This is a genomic window from Xanthomonas arboricola (genome assembly GCF_003353015.1).
GTDB lineage: Bacteria > Pseudomonadota > Gammaproteobacteria > Xanthomonadales > Xanthomonadaceae > Xanthomonas > Xanthomonas arboricola_E.
In genome coordinates this window covers 1-21,590 of the sequence record NZ_QREM01000008.1, presented here as the reverse complement: position 1 = coordinate 21,590, position 21,590 = coordinate 1, and the positions used below count along the sequence as shown (strand labels likewise).

General features: G+C 68.6%; 18 protein-coding genes. 7 read left to right on the top strand and 11 right to left on the bottom strand.

Annotated elements, in window-relative coordinates:
* The first annotated feature begins 100 nt into the window (after positions 1–100).
* A complete protein-coding gene (locus C0541_RS08010) occupies positions 101–304 on the top strand; it encodes a hypothetical protein (RefSeq protein WP_115047442.1) in 204 nt (67 codons plus the stop codon).
* 175 nt (positions 305–479) lie between these two features.
* On the opposite strand, the gene C0541_RS08005 is transcribed toward C0541_RS08010, so the two are convergent.
* Both C0541_RS08005 and C0541_RS08000 read right to left on the bottom strand, forming a co-directional pair.
* Positions 480–2,780: a TonB-dependent receptor gene (locus C0541_RS08005; RefSeq protein ID WP_115047440.1), complete on the bottom strand. Its 2,301-nt coding sequence runs from the start codon at positions 2,778–2,780 to the stop codon at positions 480–482.
* Positions 2,781–2,893: 113 nt separating this feature from the next.
* Positions 2,894–3,601: a metallophosphoesterase family protein gene (locus tag C0541_RS08000; protein ID WP_238601302.1), complete on the bottom strand. Its 708-nt coding sequence runs from the start codon at positions 3,599–3,601 to the stop codon at positions 2,894–2,896.
* A 24-nt stretch (positions 3,602–3,625) separates the two neighbouring features.
* Between C0541_RS08000 and C0541_RS21285 the strand changes: the two genes are divergently transcribed.
* Complete coding sequence (locus tag C0541_RS21285; protein ID WP_238601304.1) at positions 3,626–3,781, top strand: hypothetical protein; 156 nt, start codon at positions 3,626–3,628, stop codon at positions 3,779–3,781.
* 191 nt (positions 3,782–3,972) lie between these two features.
* Here the strand turns inward: C0541_RS21285 and C0541_RS07995 are convergent, their stop codons facing one another.
* Complete coding sequence (locus C0541_RS07995) at positions 3,973–4,878, bottom strand: LysR family transcriptional regulator (RefSeq protein WP_115047438.1); 906 nt, start codon at positions 4,876–4,878, stop codon at positions 3,973–3,975.
* A 100-nt stretch (positions 4,879–4,978) separates the two neighbouring features.
* On the opposite strand from C0541_RS07995, the gene C0541_RS07990 reads away from it, so the two are divergent.
* Complete coding sequence (locus C0541_RS07990; RefSeq protein WP_115047436.1) at positions 4,979–6,190, top strand: MFS transporter; 1,212 nt, start codon at positions 4,979–4,981, stop codon at positions 6,188–6,190.
* A 165-nt stretch (positions 6,191–6,355) separates the two neighbouring features.
* Positions 6,356–7,387 (top strand): aldo/keto reductase, encoded by a 1,032-nt coding sequence (locus tag C0541_RS07985; RefSeq protein ID WP_115047434.1) that lies wholly within the window; start codon positions 6,356–6,358, stop codon positions 7,385–7,387.
* Between the two features lie 102 nt (positions 7,388–7,489).
* Here C0541_RS07985 and C0541_RS07980 read toward each other — a convergent pair whose 3' ends face one another.
* From C0541_RS07980 to C0541_RS07965, 4 genes are all read right to left on the bottom strand, one after another.
* On the bottom strand, positions 7,490–9,865 hold the full coding sequence (locus C0541_RS07980) for a TonB-dependent receptor (protein WP_115047432.1): 2,376 nt from the start codon (positions 9,863–9,865) through the stop codon (positions 7,490–7,492).
* Positions 9,866–10,265: 400 nt separating this feature from the next.
* A complete protein-coding gene (locus C0541_RS07975; protein WP_115047430.1) occupies positions 10,266–11,489 on the bottom strand; it encodes an MFS transporter in 1,224 nt (407 codons plus the stop codon).
* Positions 11,486–11,908 carry a MarR family winged helix-turn-helix transcriptional regulator gene (locus tag C0541_RS07970; RefSeq protein ID WP_115047428.1) on the bottom strand — a complete coding sequence of 141 codons (423 nt, stop codon included), beginning with the start codon at positions 11,906–11,908 and terminating at the stop codon, positions 11,486–11,488. Before C0541_RS07970 ends, C0541_RS07975 begins: the two co-directional genes overlap by 4 nt.
* 434 nt (positions 11,909–12,342) lie before the next feature.
* Entirely contained in the window at positions 12,343–14,409 is a 2,067-nt protein-coding gene (locus C0541_RS07965) for a TonB-dependent receptor (protein ID WP_115047426.1), read from the bottom strand.
* A gap of 163 nt (positions 14,410–14,572) precedes the next feature.
* On the opposite strand from C0541_RS07965, the gene C0541_RS07960 reads away from it, so the two are divergent.
* Together C0541_RS07960 and C0541_RS07955 are read left to right on the top strand one after the other, a co-directional pair.
* Positions 14,573–14,989, top strand: a complete 417-nt coding sequence (locus C0541_RS07960) for a MerC domain-containing protein (RefSeq protein WP_115047424.1) — start codon at positions 14,573–14,575, stop codon at positions 14,987–14,989.
* A gap of 136 nt (positions 14,990–15,125) precedes the next feature.
* A complete protein-coding gene (locus C0541_RS07955) occupies positions 15,126–15,308 on the top strand; it encodes a 30S ribosomal protein THX (RefSeq protein ID WP_016904806.1) in 183 nt (60 codons plus the stop codon).
* Positions 15,309–15,416: 108 nt separating this feature from the next.
* Here the strand turns inward: C0541_RS07955 and C0541_RS07950 are convergent, their stop codons facing one another.
* The 4 genes from C0541_RS07950 to C0541_RS07935 all read right to left on the bottom strand — a co-directional run bounded on the left by C0541_RS07950 (position 15,417) and on the right by C0541_RS07935 (position 20,311).
* Positions 15,417–16,772, bottom strand: a complete 1,356-nt coding sequence (locus C0541_RS07950) for a chloride channel protein (protein WP_115047422.1) — start codon at positions 16,770–16,772, stop codon at positions 15,417–15,419.
* A gap of 195 nt (positions 16,773–16,967) precedes the next feature.
* Positions 16,968–18,269 (bottom strand): ectonucleotide pyrophosphatase/phosphodiesterase, encoded by a 1,302-nt coding sequence (locus tag C0541_RS07945; protein WP_115047420.1) that lies wholly within the window; start codon positions 18,267–18,269, stop codon positions 16,968–16,970.
* A 36-nt stretch (positions 18,270–18,305) separates the two neighbouring features.
* Positions 18,306–18,851, bottom strand: a complete 546-nt coding sequence (locus tag C0541_RS07940) for a methylated-DNA--[protein]-cysteine S-methyltransferase (RefSeq protein ID WP_115047418.1) — start codon at positions 18,849–18,851, stop codon at positions 18,306–18,308.
* Entirely contained in the window at positions 18,848–20,311 is a 1,464-nt protein-coding gene (locus tag C0541_RS07935) for an AlkA N-terminal domain-containing protein (protein ID WP_115047416.1), read from the bottom strand. The genes C0541_RS07940 and C0541_RS07935 overlap by 4 nt, the downstream gene beginning before the upstream one ends.
* Positions 20,312–20,459: 148 nt before the next feature.
* On the opposite strand from C0541_RS07935, the gene C0541_RS07930 reads away from it, so the two are divergent.
* Positions 20,460–21,590, top strand: a 1,131-nt coding sequence (locus C0541_RS07930; protein WP_238601286.1) for a hypothetical protein, incomplete at its 3' end; no start/stop codon positions are given.

Below are 21,590 nucleotides of genomic sequence, written 5' to 3'. Positions count from 1 at the left end.
AGGCGATGGCCAGGCCGCCACTGCCAGCATGCGGTAACGGTGATAAACCGCTCACGTGGCGGTCGTATCATGGCGGTCCAGCCAGTATCCGCAGCGTCCCATGCCCGCCCAGTCCACGCCCCTGCCGACGCCGACCAGCCCCGCCGAGTGGAAACGGCTCGAAGCCGCTGCCACCGCAGAACTCGCCCGGCGCACCGCGCAGGCGCATCAGCAGATCCTGGGGCTGTTGAGCGCGTATGGGCATCTGTTGAGCGATGCGCAGCGCCGTCGCCTGCACCAGCGCCTGCAGCGCGGCGGGCGTTGAGCAGGCGTCACACCGGCGCCTGAGGTCGGCCGCGCAGGCTCGCTGCAACGGGAGCCCGGACGCGGACGACCGGCACGCGCGCGGCTGGCGCCGGTCGCCATCGCAACGGTGGGCGGCGCCGATCGCATCGCGCGCGCACTGCGCATCCACGGCCGAAGCGGCTGCCGCCGCGTGCTCAGAAGTGTTTGCGTACGCTGACAAACACCTGGCGCGGTGCGCCGACCTGCAAGGTCGTGTAGGTGCCATCCGGATCGGCGGTCACGAAGCCGCTGGTGCCGAGCGAGGCGATATAGCGCTTGTCCAGCAGGTTGGTGACGTTGAGATCCACATCGGTGCCGTCCAGCCAGTGCGCGCCGCTGGGTGCAGCATGGAAGCGGTAGCCGGCACCGAAGTTCATCACCGTCGCGCCGGCGATGGGCTGGTCGTTCAAATAGCTGTAATAGCGCCTGCCGGTGGCATGCGCCGACAGTTGCGCCCACGCGGCGCCATCGTCGTAGCCGAGCTGGAGGTTGCCCAGCGTGCGCGCCGAACCCACCACCCGCTTGTCGCGCGTGGCCACCACGCTGCTGCCGGGCACTGCCACGTCATCGTCGTAGTGGGCGTCGTTGTAGGAGCTGCTCGCGTACAGCGACCAGTGCGGCAGGAAGTTCCAGCTGGCCGCCAGCTCCAGCCCCTGCGAGGTGACGCCGCCGACGTTCTGCAGCACGTTCTGGTTGCCCACCACCGCCGCGCTGATCGATGAGGCCAGCAGGCGATTGTCGAACTGCACATGGTAGGCGGTGAGCGAGGTCTGCACGCAGGCGCCGGTATGGCGGAAGCCCAGTTCGGTGGTCGCGGTCTTTTCCGGTTTCAGGGTGTCGCGGATGTAGTCGAACCCGGCCTTGGTGGTCGAGAACGGGCCAGTGGACGCGGAGGCAACGAAGGCCGACAGATTGCGCGTGTAGTCGACGAAGGCCTCGTTGCGGCTGTCGAACCGGTACAGCGCGCTGGCACTTGGCAACAGATGGTCCGACGCCTTGATCCGGCCATCGATCGGCTGGCTGCTGGTGAGGGTGCGGGCGGTGTTCTCCGCCTGCAGCGACTTCACCCCCAGGTCCACCCGCAATGCATCGCTGACCTCCCAGCTGTCGCCGACATGCAGCTGGTACACATCGGTATCGAAGCTGTAGTGCCAGCGGGTGCGGAACGGGGTGTCGTAGAAGCGCTGGAAGTTGCGCGGCGCAATGCCCGCCTGCAGGCCATAGAGCCTTGCGATCTGATCGAAGCGATTGTTCTCGTACCAGAGCCCGGCCTGCAGCGTGTGCCGGTCCAGCCGCAGTTCCAGTTGCGACAGGACGCCCTTGCGCCGGATGGCGTAGCCGACGGTCGACACCGACACCGGGGAGCCGCCGAACGCGGCCGGGGTGGGGTCGTACGGGCTGGCGAAGGTGCCGATGCCATGGTTCTGGTGCCAGTACACCGTGGTCTGGCCGCTCAGTTGCGCGCCCAGGTCGTAAGCGAGTTTTTCGTAGGCGAACAGGTCCTTGCGCACGCCGCCGCCGTTGTAATAGACATCATCGCCGTTGCGGTAGGGCGCCGGCGCCGGCGTGCCGTTCTGCAGGGCGCGCGCCATGCGTTCGGCCAAAGGAAAATCGTTGGCGATGTTGTCGACCCGAGCGCCGAGGCGACGAAGCAGGTCCAGCGACACATCGAGATAATCGTCCTCGCGGCGATCCACGCCATCGATGAAGGTGGTCGCGGTGACGCTGTCCGACAACGGTTGCACGGACTTGAAGTTGAGCTGCGTCTGTTGCTGCGAGCCGCTGCCCTTCCACTTGTCGGCATCCTGACGGCTTGCCGACAGGTAGAAGCGCCCGCCGCCACGCAGGGTGCCGCTATTGAGGCGCGCAAAGCTGCGCAGGTTGCTGGAGCTGCCGACGGTCTGCGCCAGGTCGACGCCGAAGCCGTCGCCGGGATCGAGCGAGGTGAAATCGATGGTGCCGCCGATGTTGCTGGTCGAGGCGGTACCCACGGCGGCGCTTCCCTGGGAGAGCGTGACCGGCCCGTTGTTTTCTGCCTGCAATGCACGCCCGATGCTCAGGCCGTTGTTGTTGCGGTACTGCATGTTGCCCAGCGGCACGCCGTCCAGGGTGTAGCCCATCTGGTCGGTGCTGAAGCCGCGGATGGTGATCTGCTGGGCCCATTCGTAGCCGCCCAGCGGATCCGAGGATTGAAAGTTCACCCCGGGAAGCTTGGACAGGCTGGCCAGCGGCGAGGTGCCGGGCGCAGCCTTGGCCAGGTCGGCCGGGGTGATCGTCTGCACCTGGCGCGATTCCCCGGCGCCCAGCACGATGATGGCGTCCAGTGTGGTCTTCGGCGCCGCGCTCGCATTGGCGGCCGTGCCGTCGGGCGGTTCGTCGGCCGCGGCGCGCGGGATGGGCAGCATCAGCAGCAGGGGCAGGCCGCAGGCAAGGCGGCACGGCAGTGGCATGGGCATGGTGTGGCTCGGTGAGGTGGATGGGCTGTCCAGGTGCAGCCATGTCCTACGGCAAGCGGCCTGACCGTTGTTCGCGCGATGGCTGTTTGCGCTATGTCAGCACGGCGCGCGCATCACGCCTGCGCATCGCCGATGTCGACGTCGTGGCGATCGATGGTCTGGAAGTCGAGGCGTTGGTAGTGGCTGCTCACGCGGTCGCCATCGATCTCCACGCGCATGTAGCCTTCGGCGGTCCCGAGAAAGCGCCCCTGCCACCAGTTGCCGCTGACCGCGCCGCCGGTGACGAAGGTGATGCCGTTGAGCACCACGCTCTCGGCGACGTGGCTGTGACCTTGCAGCACCGCCAGCACGTTGTGGCCACGCAGCAATGCCAGCACGTCCCTGGCATTGGTCACGAAGGTCCAGTTATGCGGTGCGTTGGTCCAGGACGGCGGCTCGTAGCACCCGAGCGCGGTGACCAGCGGGATATGCGTGGTGATGACGATGCGCGTGCCCGGTGCCAGTGCGGCCAGGTCATCGCGCAGCCAGCGCATTTGCGCCGCGTCCAGCCGTCCCTCGTAGCTGCGATCGGGCGTCAGGCCGATCGAGTCGAGCACGATGAAGTGCACGCCCTTGTGGTCGAACGCGTAGTACAGCGGGCCAAACCGCTCGGTGTAGTAGGCCTTGCCGTAGCCCGGGCTGCCGGGGGCCACGCCGCTGCCGGGAAACACGCCGAAGCAGTCGTGGTTGCCGATGGTGTGATAGACCTGTTTGCCGATCTCCCTCTCCACCTCGAAGTAGAGATCGCGCAGCATGTAGGCGCGTCTGCGATCGACTTCCAGCGCATCGAAGACGTGGTCTCCACCGTGGATGACGAAGTCCCCGGCTCGCTGGCGATGCGGCGAAAGCAGCCCAGGCAGCCCGAGCGCGCATCGAGCTCCGGCTGGATGTGCGTATCTGTCATGAACACGAAGGAAAACCGGTCCGTCGATGACGCGCTGGTCATTGCGCGCGTCGTTTGACCCGCCACCAGCACCGCGGACGCTGCGGCCGCAGCGGTCAGTAGCCGTCGCCGGCTGATGGGCAAAGATGGCATGAATGCAGTGCTGTCTGGAACACGCTGCGCAGTTTGGGCAGCGCATGTGTCAGTTGGATGTGCCCGCTGTGTAACGGATGTGACCGCTTGCACCACCAGTCAGGCGCAAGCGGTCGGTCATTCCCACGGTGGCCGCTGGCCCAGCCGCTCCAGCAGGAAGTCCACGAATGCGCGGACCCGTGGTGGTTGCAGCCGGCGGGCCGGCATCACCGCGTTGATCTGCGAGGTTGGCGGCGGGTAGTCGGGGAGGACCTCGACCAACCGGCCGTCGCGCAGCTCCTCGGCAATGTGCCAGTACGAATGCAACGCGATCCCCTGGCCGGCGACGGCCGCATCGCGGACCAGCTCACCGAAATTGCTTTCGAAGCGGCTTTGCATGCGCACGCGCACCAGCTGCCCGTCGGGTGACTGCAGGGTCCACACGTCCTGGCGGCCGTCGCGGCCCATCAGCAGCACGCCGGCGTGCCCGGCCAGGTCGTCCGGTGTGCGTGGGGTGCCGTGGCGCTGCAGATAGCCGGGCGAGGCGGCGAGGGTGCGGCGGTTGTCGGCGATGCGCCGCGCCACCAGCCCGGAGTCGTCCAGCGGGCCGATACGGATCGCCAGATCGAAGCCCTGCCTGACCAGGTCCACCAGGTCGTCGCTCAGATGCGCGCTGATGTGCACGCGCGGATGCCGGGCCTGGAATTCCGGCAGCAACGGCGACACGTACTGCCGCCCGAACGAGGCCGACAGGGTCACGCGCAGGATGCCGCCGACCGCGTGTGCGCCCTCGCGCAGGTCGTCGGCCAGCGCATCCAAATCCTGCACCAGCACGCGGCCGCGCTCGGCCAGGCGCTGGCCTTCGGGGGTGGGGTGCAGCCGGCGCGTGGTCCGATGCAGCAGGCGTACGCCCAGGTCGCGTTCCAGCCGCTTCAGGCGCTGGCTGGCGACCGCCACCGACAGGTCGAGGCTGCGCGCACCGGCAGTGATCGAGCCCAGATCGAGGATGCGCAGGAACAGGGCGATGTCGCCGAGGCGGTCCATGCGATTGTCAATGATTGGTTGATAGTGAATCAGGATAGCAGGGGTTTTTGCTCAGGACGCCGGAGCGCAGGCTGTGGGTCGTCTTTCCTGGTGCCTGCCCATGTCCGCTTCCGCACGTTCGTCCCGTTTTCCCCCCGCGCTGCTGGCGCTGACCATCGGCGCCTTCGGCATCGGCACCACCGAGTTCGTGATCATGGGCCTGCTGCAGCAGGTGGCCACCGACCTGGGCGTGTCGCTCAGCGCTGCCGGCCTGCTGATCAGCGGCTATGCGCTGGGCGTGTGCGTCGGCGCGCCGGTGCTGACGCTGGCCAGTGCGCGGTTGCCGCGCAAGGCGGTGCTGGTCGGATTGATGGCGATCTTCACCCTGGGCAACGTGGCCTGCGCGCTGGCGCCGGACTACACCAGCCTGATGGTCGCGCGCGTGCTGACCTCGCTGGCGCACGGCACCTTCTTCGGCGTGGGCGCGGTGGTGGCGACCTCGCTGGTGCCGGCCGAGCGTCGCGCTTCGGCGATCTCGCTGATGTTTGCCGGGCTGACCGTGGCGACCCTGCTGGGGGTGCCGGCCGGGGCCTGGCTGGGCCTGCAGCTGGACTGGCGGGCGACGTTCTGGGCAGTTGCAATCGTCGGCGTGCTGGCCACGGCCGCGGTGGCGCTGTGGGTGCCGGCGGACACAGGCGCGACCGCAGCGGTGTCATGGCGGCAGGAAGTGGCGGTGCTGGGGCGCGGGGAGGTGCTGCTGGCGCTGGCGATGACGGTGGTGGGCTATGCCGGTGTGTTCGCGGTGTTCACCTATATCCAGCCGTTGCTGGTGGAGGTGACCGGGTTTGCGCAGGCGGCGGTGTCGCCGGTGTTGCTGGTCTTCGGTGTCGGCATGATCGTCGGCAATCTGCTCGGCGGGCGTCTGGCCGACCGCCGCCCCACCGCCGCCTTGCTGGGCAGCCTGGCGGCATTGGTGGTGGTGCTCGCTGCGCTGGGCCTGGTGCTGCACAACAAGACCGCGATGGTGGTGCTGGTCGGGCTGCTGGGCGTGGCCGCCTTCGCCACCGTGGCGCCGCTGCAACTGCGCGTGCTCGAGCATGCGCGTGGTGCCGGCCAGAACCTGGCCTCCAGTCTCAATATCGCCGCGTTCAATCTCGGCAATGCCGTGGGCGCCTGGCTGGGCAGTGTGGTGATCGCCACCCATGCCGGCCTGGTCGCCACGCCGTGGGTTGCCGCGCTGTTGAGCGCGGTGGGCCTGGGGATCGCGTTGTGGAGCGTGCAGCTGCAACGCCGGCGTGCCGCTGCGCCGGGCGTCTGCGTGCAGGCGGGCTGATTCGATCCTGCGGCGTGGCGCGCCGCGTCCGCGCAACCGGCAGAGCTGCGCGATTGGCGCGACTGGCGCAGGTCGCCGGCGAGCGGAGCGTCGCACGTGGCGTCTCGCAGTGGCGGACCTACCGGCACGGCGCGCGGGTTTTGTAGATTTCCAAGGAGGAGTGCGATGGACACACGTTTTCTCGGCCGGTCCGGCTTCAAGGTGCCGGTACTCGGTCTGGGTACCGGCACCTTCGGCGGCAAGGGGCCACTGTTTTCTGCCTGGGGCGCGACCGATGTGGCGCAGGCGCAGCGCATGATCGACCTGTGCCTGGAGGCGGGCCTGAACCTGTTCGACACCGCCGATGTGTATTCCGACGGTGCCTCCGAAGAGATTCTCGGCCAGGTGCTGCAGGGGCGCCGCGATCAGGTGATCCTGTCGACCAAGACCGGCCTGCGCCTGGGCGATGGGCCCAACGATGCCGGCGCCTCGCGCTTTCGCCTGCTGCGTTCGGTGGATGCCTCGCTGCGGCGCCTGCGCACCGACCATATCGATCTGCTGCAGCTGCATGCCTTCGATGCGATGACGCCGGTGGAGGAAACCCTGTCCACGCTGGACGGGCTGGTACGTGCAGGAAAGGTGCGCTATCTGGGCGCGTCGAACTACGCCGGCTGGCAGTTGATGAAGTCGTTATCTGTGGCGGACGCGCATGGCTGGAGCCGCTTCGTGGCCAACCAGACCTACTACTCGCTGGCCGGGCGCGACTACGAATGGGAGCTGATGCCGCTGGGCATCGACCAGGGTGTGGGCGCGGTGGTGTGGAGTCCGCTGGGGTGGGGCCGCCTGACCGGCAAACTGCGCCGCGGCCAACCGCTGCCGGACACCAGTCGCCTGCACGCGACGGCCGCCGCGGGCCCGGCGATCAGCGATGAGCGCCTGTTCGACATCGTCGATGTGCTCGACGCCATTGCCGAGGAGACCGGGCACAGCGTGCCGCAGATCGCCATCAACTGGCTGCTGCAGCGGCCCACGGTCAGCACGGTGCTGATCGGCGCGCGCGACGAAACACAGCTGCGCCAGAACCTGGGTGCGGTGGGCTGGTCGCTGACGGCCGAGCAACGCACGCGCCTGGAGGCAGTGAGCGCGGTGGAGCCGCCGTATCCGTATTACCCGTATTGGCGCGGGCAGTTTGCCGAACGCAGCCCGCTGCCGGTGTAGGCATGGTGGCCGCCCGCGTGCCACCGGCAGACCCCAGCACCACGCGCGGGCTGGTGGGCGCGCCGCAGCGTGGCAACGGCAGTTGCACGCCATCTGCGCGGATCACCAGCGATACGCCACCGACATCTGGTACTGCCGCCCGGCGATCGGCCGGCCCATGAACACGCCGCCGGTGGCCGCACCCGGCACGCGCACATTGCCTTCGGTCAGCCCCAGCGTATCGGTGACGTTGCTGCCGCTGGCGGTCATTTCCCAATGCTCGCCCACGTGCAGGTTGGCGCCGATATCCAGCATGTCGTAGGACGGCAGGCGCTGGCTGTTGGCCAGGTCGGCGAAGCGGTCGCCGATGTAGGAATAGGTGGCAAACACCTTGAGGTCGCCGAACGGCAGCATCCAGTAATAGCTGGGCGTGATGCGGAACTGGCGCTTGGGCTGGCGCATCACCTGGTTGCCGGTGAACTCGCGGTAGTTGCGGTACTTGGCATCCAGCCACACCCCGGTGCCGGCCAGCTCGAAGCCGCCGAACGGGCGGATGGCACCTTCCACCTCCAGCCCGCGCGCTCGCGAGTCGCCGACGGTGGTGAAGTTGGCGCCATTGGCCAGGAACGCCTGGAACGGCGAGTTCTTGAAGGTGTTGTAGAACGCGGTCAGGTACAGGTCGTAGCTGCCGGCACCGGACTTGAGCCCGAGTTCGTACTGATCCACGTCCTGCACGCGGTTCTGGCCATCGCGCAGATTGTCGAAGCCGGGGAACTTCACCCCCGAGTTGACGCGTGCGAACAGGCTGTTGCTGTCGTCGAGCTTGAAGTTCAGGCCCGCCGTCCACGAGAACGCCTCGTCGTCCTGGTCGATGCGGCGCGTGCTGGCCAGCGCCAGCGAGGTGGTGTTGTCGTACAGCGTGGCCGGGTTGCCGTCCAGGTCCACCGTGGCGGTGTCGTGCACGTCGCCGGTGACGCTCTGGCGCTCGTAGCGTACGCCCAGGTCCAGGCGCAGCCGTTCGCTGAGTTCCCATTCGTCGGCGACGAAGGCGGCGATGTTCTCGCCGTCGTAGTTGGCGCGCAGGTTGAAGAACGCGGTGTTGGTAAAGCCCTGCCGCGTGGCCTGGCGCCCGTCGGCCAGATCCACGTCGATGCGGCGCGCGTTGTTCTGCGCGGTGAGCAGCATGGTGTTGCCCAGGTACCAGGTATCTGCAGAGGAATATTTGGCGTAGTAGGTGCCCACGGTGAGCGTATTGCCGGCAAACAGGGCGCGGCTCAGGCGCAGGTCGTTGGTGACCGAGTTCAGGCGCTTGTCCACCGACCACCAGCCGGCTTCCAGCACCTGCTGGTTCGGATCCACCGCGCCGCCGCCGTTGGTGAAACGGCCGCTGCCAGCGCTGCCGTAGCCGGCGATGAAGTCGCCCAGCCGCTGCGGCGCATCGCCGGTGAACAGCGCATAGGTCGGCGCACTGCCGCTCATCACGTTGAAGCGGTCGGCGATGGTCCAGTCGCCGCGCTCCCAGTTCAATTCGCCGCCGAACACATCGATGTTGACGCCGCGCCCATCGGCCAGATCGCGCTGGATGGTTTGCCCGTTCGGTCCGACCAGCAGATCGACATTGCGGAAGTCGCGGCCGAGCAGGGTGCCGGTCTGCGCATTCAGGCCGGGGAAGCTGGACAGGTCGTTGCCGTTGTTGCGCGACAGCAGCGGGATGGCGGTGTAGAAGGCGTTGTTGTCGTCGGTATGGCGTGCGTAGAACGACACCTCGCCGCTGTCCCAGCGCTTGCTCAGCGTGGCGCTGAACTGGCCGCCCTTGTCGGCGGCGAACTGCGGGTCGCGCACGCCGTCGGTTTCGCGGAAGAAGCCGCCCACACTGTAGAACCAGCCATTGCCCATCGGCCCGCTGTTGAACACATCGATGCGGCGCAGCGCATTGTTGCCGCCGGTCAGGCGCACGCTGCCCTCGGGCTCGTCCTGGCCTTTTTTCTGGATGAAGTTGACCGTCAGCCCCGGCTGCCCGTTGGAGAAGATCGGGCTGGAACCGCCACGCAGCACCTCCATGCGCTCGACGGTGTCGTCGACACGGAACAGCGTGGAATTTTCCAGGAACGACAGGGTCGGCGGCGGAAACAGCGGCGAGCCATCCAGTTGCATGGTCACGAACGGCGCATCGCCTTCGGACGGCATGCCGCGCACGAAGATGTTGGCACCGGTGCCGCCGCCGCTGGGCTCGGCCCACACGCCCGGCACGATCTTCAACAGGTCCGCGGTGCTCTGCGGCACGGCCTGCTGGATCTGCTCCGGGCTGGCGGTGGTGATCGAGAAGCTGGCATCGCGCTTGGCCAGGCCCTTGAAGCGCGCGGTGCCGCTGACGATCACCGCATCCAGCGTGGTGGCGTCGCTGCGAGATTCCGCGGTTGCGGTTTGCGCATGCGCAGCGGGCGCGAGCAGGGCACCGATGGCAAGGGACAAGGCATAGCGGGGCATCGATGAGGTCATGACAGCTCTCCTGAGATGGCGTCGCAGCAGACGGCAATGCGTGCAGTCGCGCGCGCTCTGCCAGGAAGGTGACCGGCAGCACATCACCGCGCCGGCAGTGCAACGCGGCACCATGCGTCACGTCGTTGTTCTAACGGAGTTGTGCGTAAAAGCTGTTGTGCGCCGCGTCAACGCATGCGGCCGCTGTGCCCGCGCTCCGGTCAACCCTTGCAAGGCGTTCGGCAGCGCGTGCGCACTGCACGCCGATTGATGTCGGCTGCAGGAGGCGCTGTTGCCACCTGCCGTGCCGCAGCAGACGCTGCGCCGCATGGCGCCAGCGCGATGGTCCTGCACCCAGCGCACACCACGCGCCGGGCAACGGTAAAGCACCTCATTGCAGGCAGGCGCGCTTGCCCATGCTTCACGCCGCCGCGCGGGCCGGCGCCGCTTCCCGGATCGGCAGGTTGATCAATGCAGCGATCAATGCCAGCAGCATGTCGGCGTACCACATCCAGCTGTAATCGCCGAAGCGCTCCAGTGCCAGTCCACCCAGCCACGCACCGAAGAAACCACCGACCTGATGCGACAGCAAGGTCAGTCCGAACAAGGTGCCCAGGTAGCGCGGGCCGAACAGTTTGCCGATCAGTCCGGCCGTCGGCGGCACCGTGCCCAGCCAGGTAAAGCCCAGTGTCGCGGCGAACAGGTAAAAGGTCAGCGGCGTCGGCGGCGCGATCAGGTACACGCCAATCAACATCGCACGGCTGGCATACAACGCGCACAGCAGCCACTTCATGCGGATGCGTTCGCCGAGCTTGCCGGCGACCAGGCTGCCGGCCACGTTGAACAGGCCGATCAGCGCGATCGACACCGCCGACACGCTGGCGGGCAGGCCGCATAGCGCGATTTCGCCGGGCAGGTGCGTGACCAGGAACGCGATGTGCACGCCGCACGTGAAAAAGCCCAGGTGCAGGCACCAGTAACTGCGATCGCGCAGGGCCAGACGCAACTGCGCCCGCAGGCCGATGTCCTGGTTTGGGGGCGGCGTGCGCGTACCCGGCGGCGGCGCCCGGCGTCGCAGCGGCCAGGCCAGCGGCAAGGTCAGCAGGGAGAGCATCGCCAGGCCGGTCATCGCCCTGGCCCAGCCGGCTGCACCGATCATCAGCTGCACCAGGGGTGCGAAGACGAACTGGCCGAGCGAGCCGCCGGCATTGATCAGCCCGGCCGCGAACGAGCGCCGCTCCGGCGCAAGACGGCTGGCGGTGGCGCCGATCAGCACCGAGAAACTGCCGGCGCCCGCACCGGCGGCGGCCAGGATGCCCAGCGAGACGATCAAGCCCCGGTCGCTGGCCAGCCACGGGCTCAATCCCAGGCCCAGCGACAACAGCACGCCGCCGAACAGCAGCACCGGCAACGGCCCGCGCGCATCGGCAATCGCGCCGAACACCGGCTGCACCGCGCCCCAGACCAGTTGCCCCACCGCCAGCGCGAAGCTGATCGAGGCGATGCCGATCCCGGTCTGGCGATGGATCGGCTCCACGAACAGGCCGGTGGTCTGGCGCGCGCCCATGGTCAGCATCAGCATCGCCGAGGCGGTGAGCAGCAGGCCCCATTGCGCACTTGCGCGCGCGGTCGCCGGCGCGCTCATGCGGCGTGTTCCAGCACGGCATCCAGGCGGCCCAGCGTGGCATGCAGCTGCGCGGTCGGCGCTGCACCAAACAGCGTCTCGATCCGTTGCTGGGCTGCCAGCCAGCGCGGTTGTGCGCGCCGCAGCAGCCCACGGCCGCTGCGGCTCAGGATCAGCCAGGTTTGCCGGGCATCGTCGCCGCGCTGGGTGGTGATCCATCCGGCAGCAAGCAAGGGTTTGAGGTTGCGGGTGAGGGTGGTGCGGTCCATGCCCAAGGCCTGTGCCAGCGTGCCCAGCGACTGCGCTGCGTCGAGTCGGCGCAGGATCGAATACGCGTTGAGACTCAGGCCGACCGGCGCCAGTGCGTGGTCATAAAGCTGCGACATCCGACGCGCCGCCCGGCGCAGATGAAAGCAGGTGCAGTCGGACGTGCTGGACATGGACGCGCTCCGCAGGATGGCTGCATATTGCGTGTATATGCACGTATCTACAAGCGGCCGGATGTGTGCTCGCTACCCAGGCGAAGGCGGCCTGCCTCAGAAGCCGTCATCCCAACCAACCGCGTAGGAGCGCAGCCGGGCGCGACACCCCAAGCCCGTGACCGGTTGTCGCGCAGCCTATCGTGTGCCGTGTGCGGTTTTCGCCTGCGAAATGCATTGGCACTGCGACAGAACGCATGCCGCCGCAACGACGCTGCCGCCTGCGCGATCGAGGGGTGATGCCGAGCCGACGCCGGCTCCCGATCGCAGCGTGCGCGCCCCCGGGTCGGGGACAGGCAACACACCTTCGCCGCAGCGCGGAGCTTGGTGATCCCAAATAAAGAGGCCGCCCGAAGGCGGCCTCGCTTCTACCCAGCGGGGGGGAGAGACCGCTGTCAGAAGAACATCCGCACGCCGAACGAGGCACTGCGGCCAGGCAACATCACATCGTCCTTGAGGAAGGAGGTGTGCACGCGTGCGTCCTGGTTGGTCAGGTTGTTGCCGTCAAGGAACACTTCCCACGCGTTACTGCCGCGGTCCACGTGGTAGGCCAGATGCGCATCGACGAACGTGTAGCCGTCGGTGGGCGTTTCGTTCACCGCCACCTTGTCCTGCTTCATGGTGCGGGTGGCGCCGAGCGAGGCGCGCCACGCATCGGCATTCCAGCGCATCTGCGCGCCGACCCGGCCCGGGGCGATGCGCGGCAGGTTGCCGCCATCCTTCAGGCGTGCACGCACGGTGTCGCCGAACACGCGCAGGTCCCACGCGCCGGTGGCGTTGTCGGCCAGGTGGAAGGTGGCCTCGCCCTCGAAGCCGTGGAAGACCGCATCGTTCTGCGTCCACTGGCGGATCGGCAGGAAGTCGTTGTCTTCTTCGTTGAACCACTGGCCGCCGGTATCGACGATGTAGACGAAGTCGTTGTAGCGGTTGTAATAGGCGGCGATCTTGGCATCCACCCATGCGTTCTGGAAGTTCAGCCCCAGCTCGGCCTGGTTGGCCTTTTCGGTCTTCAGGTCCGCATCGCCGACCTCGTAGGCGAGGGTGGCGATATGCGGGCCGTTGGCGAACAGTTCCTCCTCGGCCGGCGCACGCTCGGCATGGTCGAGGTTGGCGGTCAGGCGCCACTGTTCGTTGAAGCGGAAACCGCCGCTGGCCGAGAAGCTGGTCGGGGTGAAGTCGCGGTCCACGCCGATGTCGGTCCGGTACTTGACCTTGTCCACGCGTGCGCCGAGTTCGGCGGTGACGCGTTCCCAGCTGTTGCGCGCCACGCCGAACACGCCGAGCGAGCGCGTATCGGTCTTGGGCACGAACGACTCTTCGCCCACTGCCTGGAAGGTGGTGTCGCTGCCCTGCAGGCCGAACGCGGTCTGCCAGCCGCCACCGAAGCTGAAGGAGGCTTCCACGCGGCCTTCGTTGGCGCGCTTGGTGAACACGGTACCGACGTCCTCGCCTTCGAATTCGGTATGCGCGTAGTCGGTGTGGCCGAAGCTGTAGCGCAGCGCGCTGCCTTCGCCCCACGGATCGGTCAATCCGCCCTTGAGGTCGTAGCGGTCCTGCTGCAGCTTCAACGACACGCCGCGCTCGCCGATCGACAGATCGCCCGGCTCGCCGGGGTTGCCGTAGTTGTCGCGGAAGCGCGAGGCCGACAGGCCGACAAAGCCCCAGTCGCCGGACAGCGAGGCGCCGACCGAGCCGACCTTGGAGTCGATCCAGGAATTGGCCTGGCGTCCCTGCGGGGTGTCGTAATCGTTCTGGTTGCGGTACACGCCGTCGGCATGGATCGACAGGCCGCTGCCGTTGCCGGCATCGACGCGGAACATGTCGGTGTTGCCGTCCTTGTCACCACCGTCGAAGCGCACCTCGGCGCGGCCGCTGAAGCCGTCCACCGGGGTTTCGGCAATGCGTCCGTCGACCACGTTGACCACGCCGCCGATCGCGCCGGAGCCGTACAGCAGCGTGGACGGACCCTTGAGCACTTCGATCTGGTTGGCCAGGAACGGCTCGATCGCCGGCGAATGGTCCTGGCTGACCGTGGACACGTCCTGGGTGGACAGGCCGTCGCGCAGCACCGCCACGCGCGGGCCGTCCAGGCCACGGATGATCGGCCGGCCGACGCCGGGGCCGAAGTTGGAACTCTGCACGCCGGGCAGGCTGGCCACGGTTTCGCCCAGGCTGGAACTGCGCGCCTCGTCCAGGCGCTCGCCGGCCAGCACCTCGACCGGGCGGCTCAGCTCGCCGGCGGCATCGCGCAGCGGGCTGGCGGTGACGACGACCTTGTCCAGGTCCTTGATGTGGCGGCCACTGGACGCGGTGGCGTCGTGGCGCGTGTCCGAGCTGGGCGGGGTCTGCGGATCGGCAACCGCCGGTGCGTCCTCGGCCATGGCCAGGGCGGGAGTCAGCAGGCTGGTCAGCGCCAGCGAGAGGGCGGAGCGACGGAACGAAAACGCGGGGCGAGGGTGCATGGCGGGCCGGACTCTGTAGTTGTTACTTTATATCAATGATAAGGCGCAGCTTGGCCACTGCGCCGACGGCGGGACCCGCTCAGCTGCGCGATGCAGTGGTGCGGGCCTGGAACGAGGAAGATGTTATATTATTCCACATCGCCGCGAGCCCCTGCTGGAAGTCATGCCCCTACCGTCCCTTCGCCATGTGCTCGACCGCTTCGGTGCGACCGGTTCGCTGCTGTGCGCGGTGCATTGCGCGGTGTTGCCGCTGGTACTGGCCCTGGCGCCGTCGCTGGGCCTGTCGTTCTGGCTGGGGGACGGGGTGGAGCGGGTCATCGTGGTGTTCGTGACGCTGCTGGGCCTGTTCAGCCTGGTGCTGGGCTACCGCCGCCACAAGGCGCTGCATGCGCTTGCGTTGTTGCTGCCGGGCCTGCTGCTGCTGTGGGCCGGCCTGCTGTACGACCCGTTGCACCACGCGGTGCTGCCGCATGCGGTGGTGATGACGCTCGGCGGCGCGCTGGTCGGCATCGCCCACCTGGTCAATCTGCGCCTGAACCACGGGCACGCCCACGTCCACGACGCCAGCTGCGTCCACTAGCCCGGGCTGCGCGGGCCGGGGCCTACGTGATAGGCTTGCCGGCCTTGCGCGAGGGCGCCGCCGGCGTAAACCTCGCCAGACCCGTGTTCAGCGCGGGGATTTTGTATTCAGTATTCACATTCAGGAGTCGACGAACATGGGTAAGGGTGACCGCAAGACCGCCAAGGGCAAGCGCTACAATTCCAGCTACGGCAATTCGCGTTCGCACGCGGTGAGCAAGGTCGTCGTGGGTGCAGCTGCCCCGGTTGCCAAGAAGGGCGTGGTCAAGGCCCCGGCCAAGAAGGCCGTCGCCAAGAAGACCGTTGCCAAGGCCGGCTGATCCCTCAGCCCGCTTCGCGACACCGGAACGCGGCGCTTGCGCCGCGTTTTTTTTATGTCCGGTATCGGCGCAGACGCGCGCTGGAGCACTTGTCCACCAGCCGTGCCGCTACCGGTGTGCGTCGCACTGGCAAGGCGTGCGCGCCGCCGGCGAGGGCTGGCTCGGCCCCAGCAACTGTTCGGCCAGGCCGCGGTAGATCGGCGTCCTGCACACCAGCCCGGACATGGCACGGGCAATCAGCACGGTGGCCAGGATCGGCAACAGCATCTGGCTGGTGTCGGTGAGTTCCAGCGAAATCACCGCCGAGGTCAGCGGCGCCTGGGTCACGCCGGTCAGGTATGCGCACATGCCCAGCAGCACGAAGGTGCGCGGATCCACGCCCGGCATCAGCACCGACAGGTTGTGGCCGATGCCGGCGCCCACTGCCAGCGCCGGCGAGAACAGCCCGCCCGGAATGCCGGCCAGGTACGAGACCAGGTTGGCCAGCAGCTTCACCAGCCCGAATTCGTGCCCGACCACCGCATGGCCCTGCACCAGGCTGCGCGCCTGCTCGTAGCCGGTGCCGAACGCGCCTTGCCCGAACAGCAGCGCAAGGCCGACCAGGGCCACGCCGCACAGCGCGGCCAGCAGCACCGGATGGCGCTGGCGCAACGCCGCCAGCCAGCGTGGCTTGCCGCCGACGCTGGCCAGCACCAGGCGCGCGAAGATGCCGCCGAGCAGGCCGGCCACGCCGCCGCAGAGCGCGATCGCCAGCCAGGCCTGGCCCAGCGGCAAGGCCACCGCCACCTTGCCGAAGTAGGTGTAGTTGCCCAACAGGCCCAGCGAGACCACGCCACCGACGATCACCGCGGTCAGCAAGGTGCCGGAGAAGCGGTGCTCGAAGCGCCCGCTCAATTCCTCGATCGCAAACACCACCCCGGCCAGCGGCGTGTTGAACGCCGCGGCGATACCGGCAGCGCCGCCGGCCAGCAGGAAATGCGACAGCTCGCGCGGATCGTGGAACCCGAACCAGCGCCCGAACACATGCATCAGGCTGGCGCCGACATGCACGGTGGGGCCCTCGCGGCCGACCGAGGCGCCACCGAGCAGCGACAGGGTGGTCAGGGCAAGCTTGCCGATCGATACGCGCAGCGACAGATTGGCCTGGCGGAACGCCGCGTCGTCATGGTCCAGCGCCGCGATGACCTGCGGGATGCCGCTGCCACGCGTGGGCCGCATCGCGCCGGAGGTGAGCCAGGCCAGCAGGGCGAAGATGCCTGGCGTCAGCAGCAGCGCCCACCAGATCGAATGCGCGGTGATGCGCTGGAACACCTGGAAGGCGGCGTCGCTGGCCTTGGCGAACACGATCGCCACCAGTGCCACCGCAATGGCGCCACCCCAGAGTGCGGCACGGCGACGCCAGCCCTGGCTGGACAACAACGGCCGCAGCCGACGTCGGCGCGGCGAGGGATCAGAAGCAGACATGCCGCCATTGTCGCATCGACGGGTTGCGGCGGGGCCGTCTTGAAGTGACCGATAACACGATGGCGCTCACCGCAAGGCGCGTGCGGTGAGCGCTCGGTGCGGCATGTAGCCCCACATGCCGGTTTCCAGCGCGTCTGCCTGAAGTGCATCGGCTATACGTGCAGCGGCTACATGTATCCAGTCAGCGGCTCTCGCTCAGCGTGCGTCGGCCGGCAGCACGCGCAAGGCCGGCAACAGCGTGCGTGGATTGCCATCGTTGGGCGCTGCGGGAATTCCCAACAGCCGTGTCATCAGGGAATACACATCGACATTGTCGAACCCCGGCAAGGTCGTGCCCTGCGCCAGGTCCGGGCCCTGCGCCAGGAACACCGCACGCATCGACGGCAGCGCCGGATCGAAGCCGTGCGAGCCGCGCATCTGATCGCGCGGGCGCCTGGCCAGCTTGTCCGGGAACAGTGCATCCCAGCCTTCGTGCATCTGGCATACGATCGGCGGAATGCGCGGATGCGTGCCGTAGTGCCAGCGTGCGGGCAGCGCCGCCTTGCGCCAGCAGTCGTACTGCGCATGCGCACCGAGCAGGCGGGCTTCGGCGCGCGCCTGCTGCCCCGGCAATGGCGCAAAGCCGATCACCTGCCCGTCGGTCACGGCAGTGGCGATGTCCGGCGCTGCCATGTCGTTCACGCTGATCGCCTGCCCGGGCGGCACCTCGGCCATGCCGTGATCGGACACCACCACGATATTGGTGCGCTCGCGCGTGCCGTCGCGCTGCATGCCGGCCAGCAGCCGGCCGATCGCGCCATCCACCGCGCGCACGCTGTCGGCGTATTGGCGCGATTCCGGGCCGTGGTCGTGGCCGGCTTCGTCCACGTGTTCGAAGTACAGCGTGACCAGGCGGTTGCGGTCGGCGCCGGAAGCGGACAGCCAGCCCAGCACCTCGTCCACGCGCGCGTCCAGGCCGGTGCCCTCTTCGTAGTGGCGCCAACGCGAGGGGCGCACGCCGCCGATCGCCGCCTCGCTGCCGGGCCACGACCAGGTCGCCGCGTGCTGCCCGGCCTTTTCGACGCCGACCCAGAGCGGCTCGCCGCCCCACCAACGCGCATCGCCGACCGCTTCGGGCTTGCTCAGCCAGAAGCTGCCCAGCGTCGCATCGCGGATGCTGTTGTGCACGATGCCGTGGTGATCCGGACGCAGGCCGGTGACCAGCGTGTAGTGATTGGGGAAGGTCAGCGACGGATACGACGGCGTCATCCAGCGCGCACGGACGCCGTCGTGCGCGAGCTGCGACAGATGCGGCGTGATGCCGCGATCGAGCATGTCCGCGCGCAGGCCGTCGATGGAGATCAGCAGCACGCTGTGCGGTAGATCGCCGTGCGGTGCGCCTGCCGACGCGGGCGCCGCCGGGGCGGGTGCTGGCGGACTGCGCGAAGGGGCGTGAGAACTACAGGCCGCGAGCAGCGCGAGTGCGGTCGCGGTGAACACAAGACGTCGATCGATCATCGCCGCAGTTTACGGCGTCGCAATGACGTGGCGAAGTCAGCGCGGGCCGGTGGTGGAGGCTGCGGCGAACAGATCGTCGGCCGCCGCGCGCTGGCGCGGCGACCAGCCCTCCAGCTGCAACAGCGCCTGCTTGGTCGGCAGGCCGCCGCCGAAGCCGGTCAGCGCACCATTGGCGCCGATCACGCGATGGCAGGGCAGCACGATCGGCAGTGGATTGCGTCCATTGGCAGCGCCGACCGCGCGGCTGGCGGCGGGGCGTCCCACCGCATGCGCGAGTTGCGCATAGCTCCAGGTCTGCCCGAACGGAATCTGCGCCAGCGTGTGCCAGACCTGCAGCTGGAACGGCGTGCCGGTCGGGGCCAGTGGCAGGTCGAAGCTGCGCCGCCCGCCATGCAGGTAATCGAGCAATTGCTCGCGCGCCTCGCGCACCAGCGGCGCCTCCGGATCGTGCTGCCAGCGCGCGCGGCCGATCGCGTCGTGGCGGTTCTGCGCGAACAGGATGTGGTGCACGCCGGCCGCATCGGCGGCCACGCTGAGTGCGCCGATCGGCGAAGGGAAGGTGTCGTACTGCAGTGTGCTCATGAACGGGTGTCCTTGCGATCGACAGCGAGATGCCACAGGTGCAACACGGCGTAGGCGCGCCAGGGTCGCCAGGCCTGCGAGCGCGCTTCGGTGGCACGCTCGCTCAGGCGTTCGGGGGTGCCGAGCACCTGTTGCAGGATCAGGTCGCCGGCCGGAAACGCATCCGGATGCGACAGCGCACGCATGGCGACGTAGTGCGCTGTCCACGGCCCGATGCCGGGCAAGGCCGTGCAGGCGGCGACGAACTCGGGCAGGCGCTGGCCGGCGCCGAACTGCAGCCGCCCCTGCGCGCACGCCGATGCCAGCGCACGCAAGGTGGCGGCGCGTGCACGCGGCAGGCCGAGTTGCTCCAGCGGCGCCTCGGCCAGTTGTGCCGGGGTCGGAAAGATGCGGTCCAGGCCCAGCGGCATGTCCACATGATGGCCGCCATGCCGATCGACCAGCCGCGCCGCCAGCGTCGCCGCGCCGGCCACGCTGATCTGCTGGCCCAGCACGGCGCGCACGGCCACCTCGAAGCCATCCCAGCCGCCCGGTACGCGCAGGCCGGGGCGGCGCGCGATCGCCTCGGCCAGCAGCGGCTCGGCCGCCAGCGTCGCGTGCACCGCCTGCAGGTCCGCATCCAGGTCGAACAGCCGGCGCACCCGCCGCACGATCTGCGGGATCTGGCGCGGGTCGGTCGCGCCGATGCGCAGCAGCAACTCCGCACGCTGCGGCGCCGCGCTGACCTCGATCAGCGTCGCGTTGCCCGGGGTGCCGATCACGCGCCGGTAGCCGCTGGCGTCGACCTGCTCGATGCCGGGAATCGCGCGGCGCTGCAGGAATGCCAGCATCGCCTGCAGGTCCAGTGGCGGGCGATAGCCCAGGCGCAGCGTCAACGCGCCGCCCGGCACCTCGGCACGCTGCTTGCGCAGCGCCGAGGGCGGCATCCCGCAGCCTTCCAGGAAGGCCGCATTGAAGCGACGCAGGCTGTTGAAGCCGGCCGCCAGTGCGACCTCGGTCACCGGCAATGCGGTCTCGGTCAGCAATTGCTTGGCCAGCAGCAGCCGGCGCGTGCCGTGCACCTGGATCGGGGTGGCACCGAGCTGCTGCACGAACTGCCGCTGCAGCTGGCGCGCGCTCAGCCCCACCGTGTCGGCCAGGGTCTGCACCGGCTGTTCCTGCAGGGCGCCGTCGGCAATCATCGCCAATGCGCGTTGCACGCTCTCTTCGCCCAGGTGCTGCTGCGCCTGTGGCGACAGCTCGGGGCGGCAGCGCAGGCAGGGCCGGTAGCCGGCGGCACTGGCTGCCGCCGCGCTGGGGTAATAACTGATGTTGCCCGGCTTGGGCGGCGGCGCCGGGCACACCGGGCGGCAGTAGATGCCGGTGCTGCGTACCGCAGTGAAGAACAGCCCGTCGAAGCGTGCATCGCGCGCCAGGCGGGCGCGGTCGCATTGGAGTCGGTCGGGCGTGACGGTCTGCATGGCGCCAGTCTATGCGCTCGCCCTGGCCCCGGCTGGCCGTTTTCGGACACGGCTGCGCCGGGCTGCGGTGTTCATGGCAGGGTCAAACGCCTGGCCCATTCAGCCATAGACTGAGGGTGATCTCCGTCGCGGTCCGTTGCCTGCCACCATGCTGAAACTGCTCTGCCTGTCCCTTTCCTGCGTGCTGGCGCTGGCGGCCTGCGACCGCGCCAGTCCCTCGGCCGATGCCGCCGCGACGCAACAGGGCAGCACGGTGCAGGGCGATGGCGACCATATGGTGTCGGTGGATACGCCCGAGCCGGAGGCGCCGCCGCCGCGACCGCGTGCACAGGCGGGCGAGGCCGGCTGGCCGCAGGCGGAGCTGGACGCCGGCAAGGCCTGGATCAGTTGTGCCACCGATTACAACGGCGACGCCGGCGACGGCACGCTGCTGCCGGCGCTGGACCGCGCCAGCGTGGAAGCGGCGCTGGCACCGTGCCGCGAGACCGGCCTGCTGCGGGTGCGCTATGCCGGCAAGATCAACGCCGGCTTCGCTGCGTTGGTGTGGCGGCTGGCCACGGTGGCCGGGCAACTGCAGTTGCCGCATCGCATCCTGGACCTGGATTCCAGCGGCGGGCAGGTGGAAGCGGCGATCCGCGCCGGCGATGCGATCGGGGAATCCAACTGGACCATCTGGGTGCGCGAAGGCTCGATCTGCCACAGCGCCTGCGTGTTCGTGCTGGCCGCCGGCGACAACCGGCTGGTGGCCGGCAAGGTCGGCATCCACCGCATGATGCGGATCAGTTCCAAGGCCACCTCGCGCGCGGAACTCAATCGCGAATTGCGCGAGGTCTACGGCAACGTCAAGGATTATCTGGAGCGCAACGGCGTGGCGGTGGCAGTGGCCGACCTGATGATGACCGTGCCCAACCGCAGCCTGCGCCTGCTGACGATGGAGGAACTGCGCGAGTACGGGCTGGACGGCACCAATGCGGTGCAGGACGACCTGGAACGCATCCGCCAGATGCGCAAGTGCGGCGACGCCTTCGTGCGCCGCAAGGACGCGTTCCTGGTCGCCTTCGACCAGCAGTGCAAGGGTGCGGGCGCCGATCTGGAGGCAGTCAACGCCTGCGGCCTGGCCTTGAAGCAGCGCTTCGGCTTCCCGGATGCGGCCTGCCCGGAAGAAAGCCCGCTGGCCGAAACCGATGCCGCCGCGCGCGATCTCGCCCTACGCCGACTGCGACACGGTGCTGCAGGTGATCGATGCGCAACTGGCCAGGGGCGACTATCTGTTGGGCGA

What these genes read in the sequence shown, in the direction of transcription:
- C0541_RS07955 (WP_016904806.1), top strand. Translation starts at nt 15,126, where the DNA reads ATGGGTAAGGGTGACCGCAAGACCGCCAAGGGCAAGCGCTACAATTCC.
- C0541_RS07960 (WP_115047424.1), top strand. Translation starts at nt 14,573, where the DNA reads ATGCCCCTACCGTCCCTTCGCCATGTGCTCGACCGCTTCGGTGCGACC.
- C0541_RS07950 (WP_115047422.1), bottom strand. Translation starts at nt 16,772, where the DNA reads ATGTCTGCTTCTGATCCCTCGCCGCGCCGACGTCGGCTGCGGCCGTTG.
- C0541_RS07970 (WP_115047428.1), bottom strand. Translation starts at nt 11,908, where the DNA reads ATGTCCAGCACGTCCGACTGCACCTGCTTTCATCTGCGCCGGGCGGCG.
- C0541_RS07945 (WP_115047420.1), bottom strand. Translation starts at nt 18,269, where the DNA reads ATGATCGATCGACGTCTTGTGTTCACCGCGACCGCACTCGCGCTGCTC.
- C0541_RS07990 (WP_115047436.1), top strand. Translation starts at nt 4,979, where the DNA reads ATGTCCGCTTCCGCACGTTCGTCCCGTTTTCCCCCCGCGCTGCTGGCG.
- C0541_RS07985 (WP_115047434.1), top strand. Translation starts at nt 6,356, where the DNA reads ATGGACACACGTTTTCTCGGCCGGTCCGGCTTCAAGGTGCCGGTACTC.
- C0541_RS07975 (WP_115047430.1), bottom strand. Translation starts at nt 11,489, where the DNA reads ATGAGCGCGCCGGCGACCGCGCGCGCAAGTGCGCAATGGGGCCTGCTG.
- C0541_RS08010 (WP_115047442.1), top strand. Translation starts at nt 101, where the DNA reads ATGCCCGCCCAGTCCACGCCCCTGCCGACGCCGACCAGCCCCGCCGAG.
- C0541_RS08005 (WP_115047440.1), bottom strand. Translation starts at nt 2,780, where the DNA reads ATGCCCATGCCACTGCCGTGCCGCCTTGCCTGCGGCCTGCCCCTGCTG.
- C0541_RS07935 (WP_115047416.1), bottom strand. Translation starts at nt 20,311, where the DNA reads ATGCAGACCGTCACGCCCGACCGACTCCAATGCGACCGCGCCCGCCTG.
- C0541_RS07965 (WP_115047426.1), bottom strand. Translation starts at nt 14,409, where the DNA reads ATGCACCCTCGCCCCGCGTTTTCGTTCCGTCGCTCCGCCCTCTCGCTG.
- C0541_RS07980 (WP_115047432.1), bottom strand. Translation starts at nt 9,865, where the DNA reads ATGACCTCATCGATGCCCCGCTATGCCTTGTCCCTTGCCATCGGTGCC.
- C0541_RS07995 (WP_115047438.1), bottom strand. Translation starts at nt 4,878, where the DNA reads ATGGACCGCCTCGGCGACATCGCCCTGTTCCTGCGCATCCTCGATCTG.
- C0541_RS07940 (WP_115047418.1), bottom strand. Translation starts at nt 18,851, where the DNA reads ATGAGCACACTGCAGTACGACACCTTCCCTTCGCCGATCGGCGCACTC.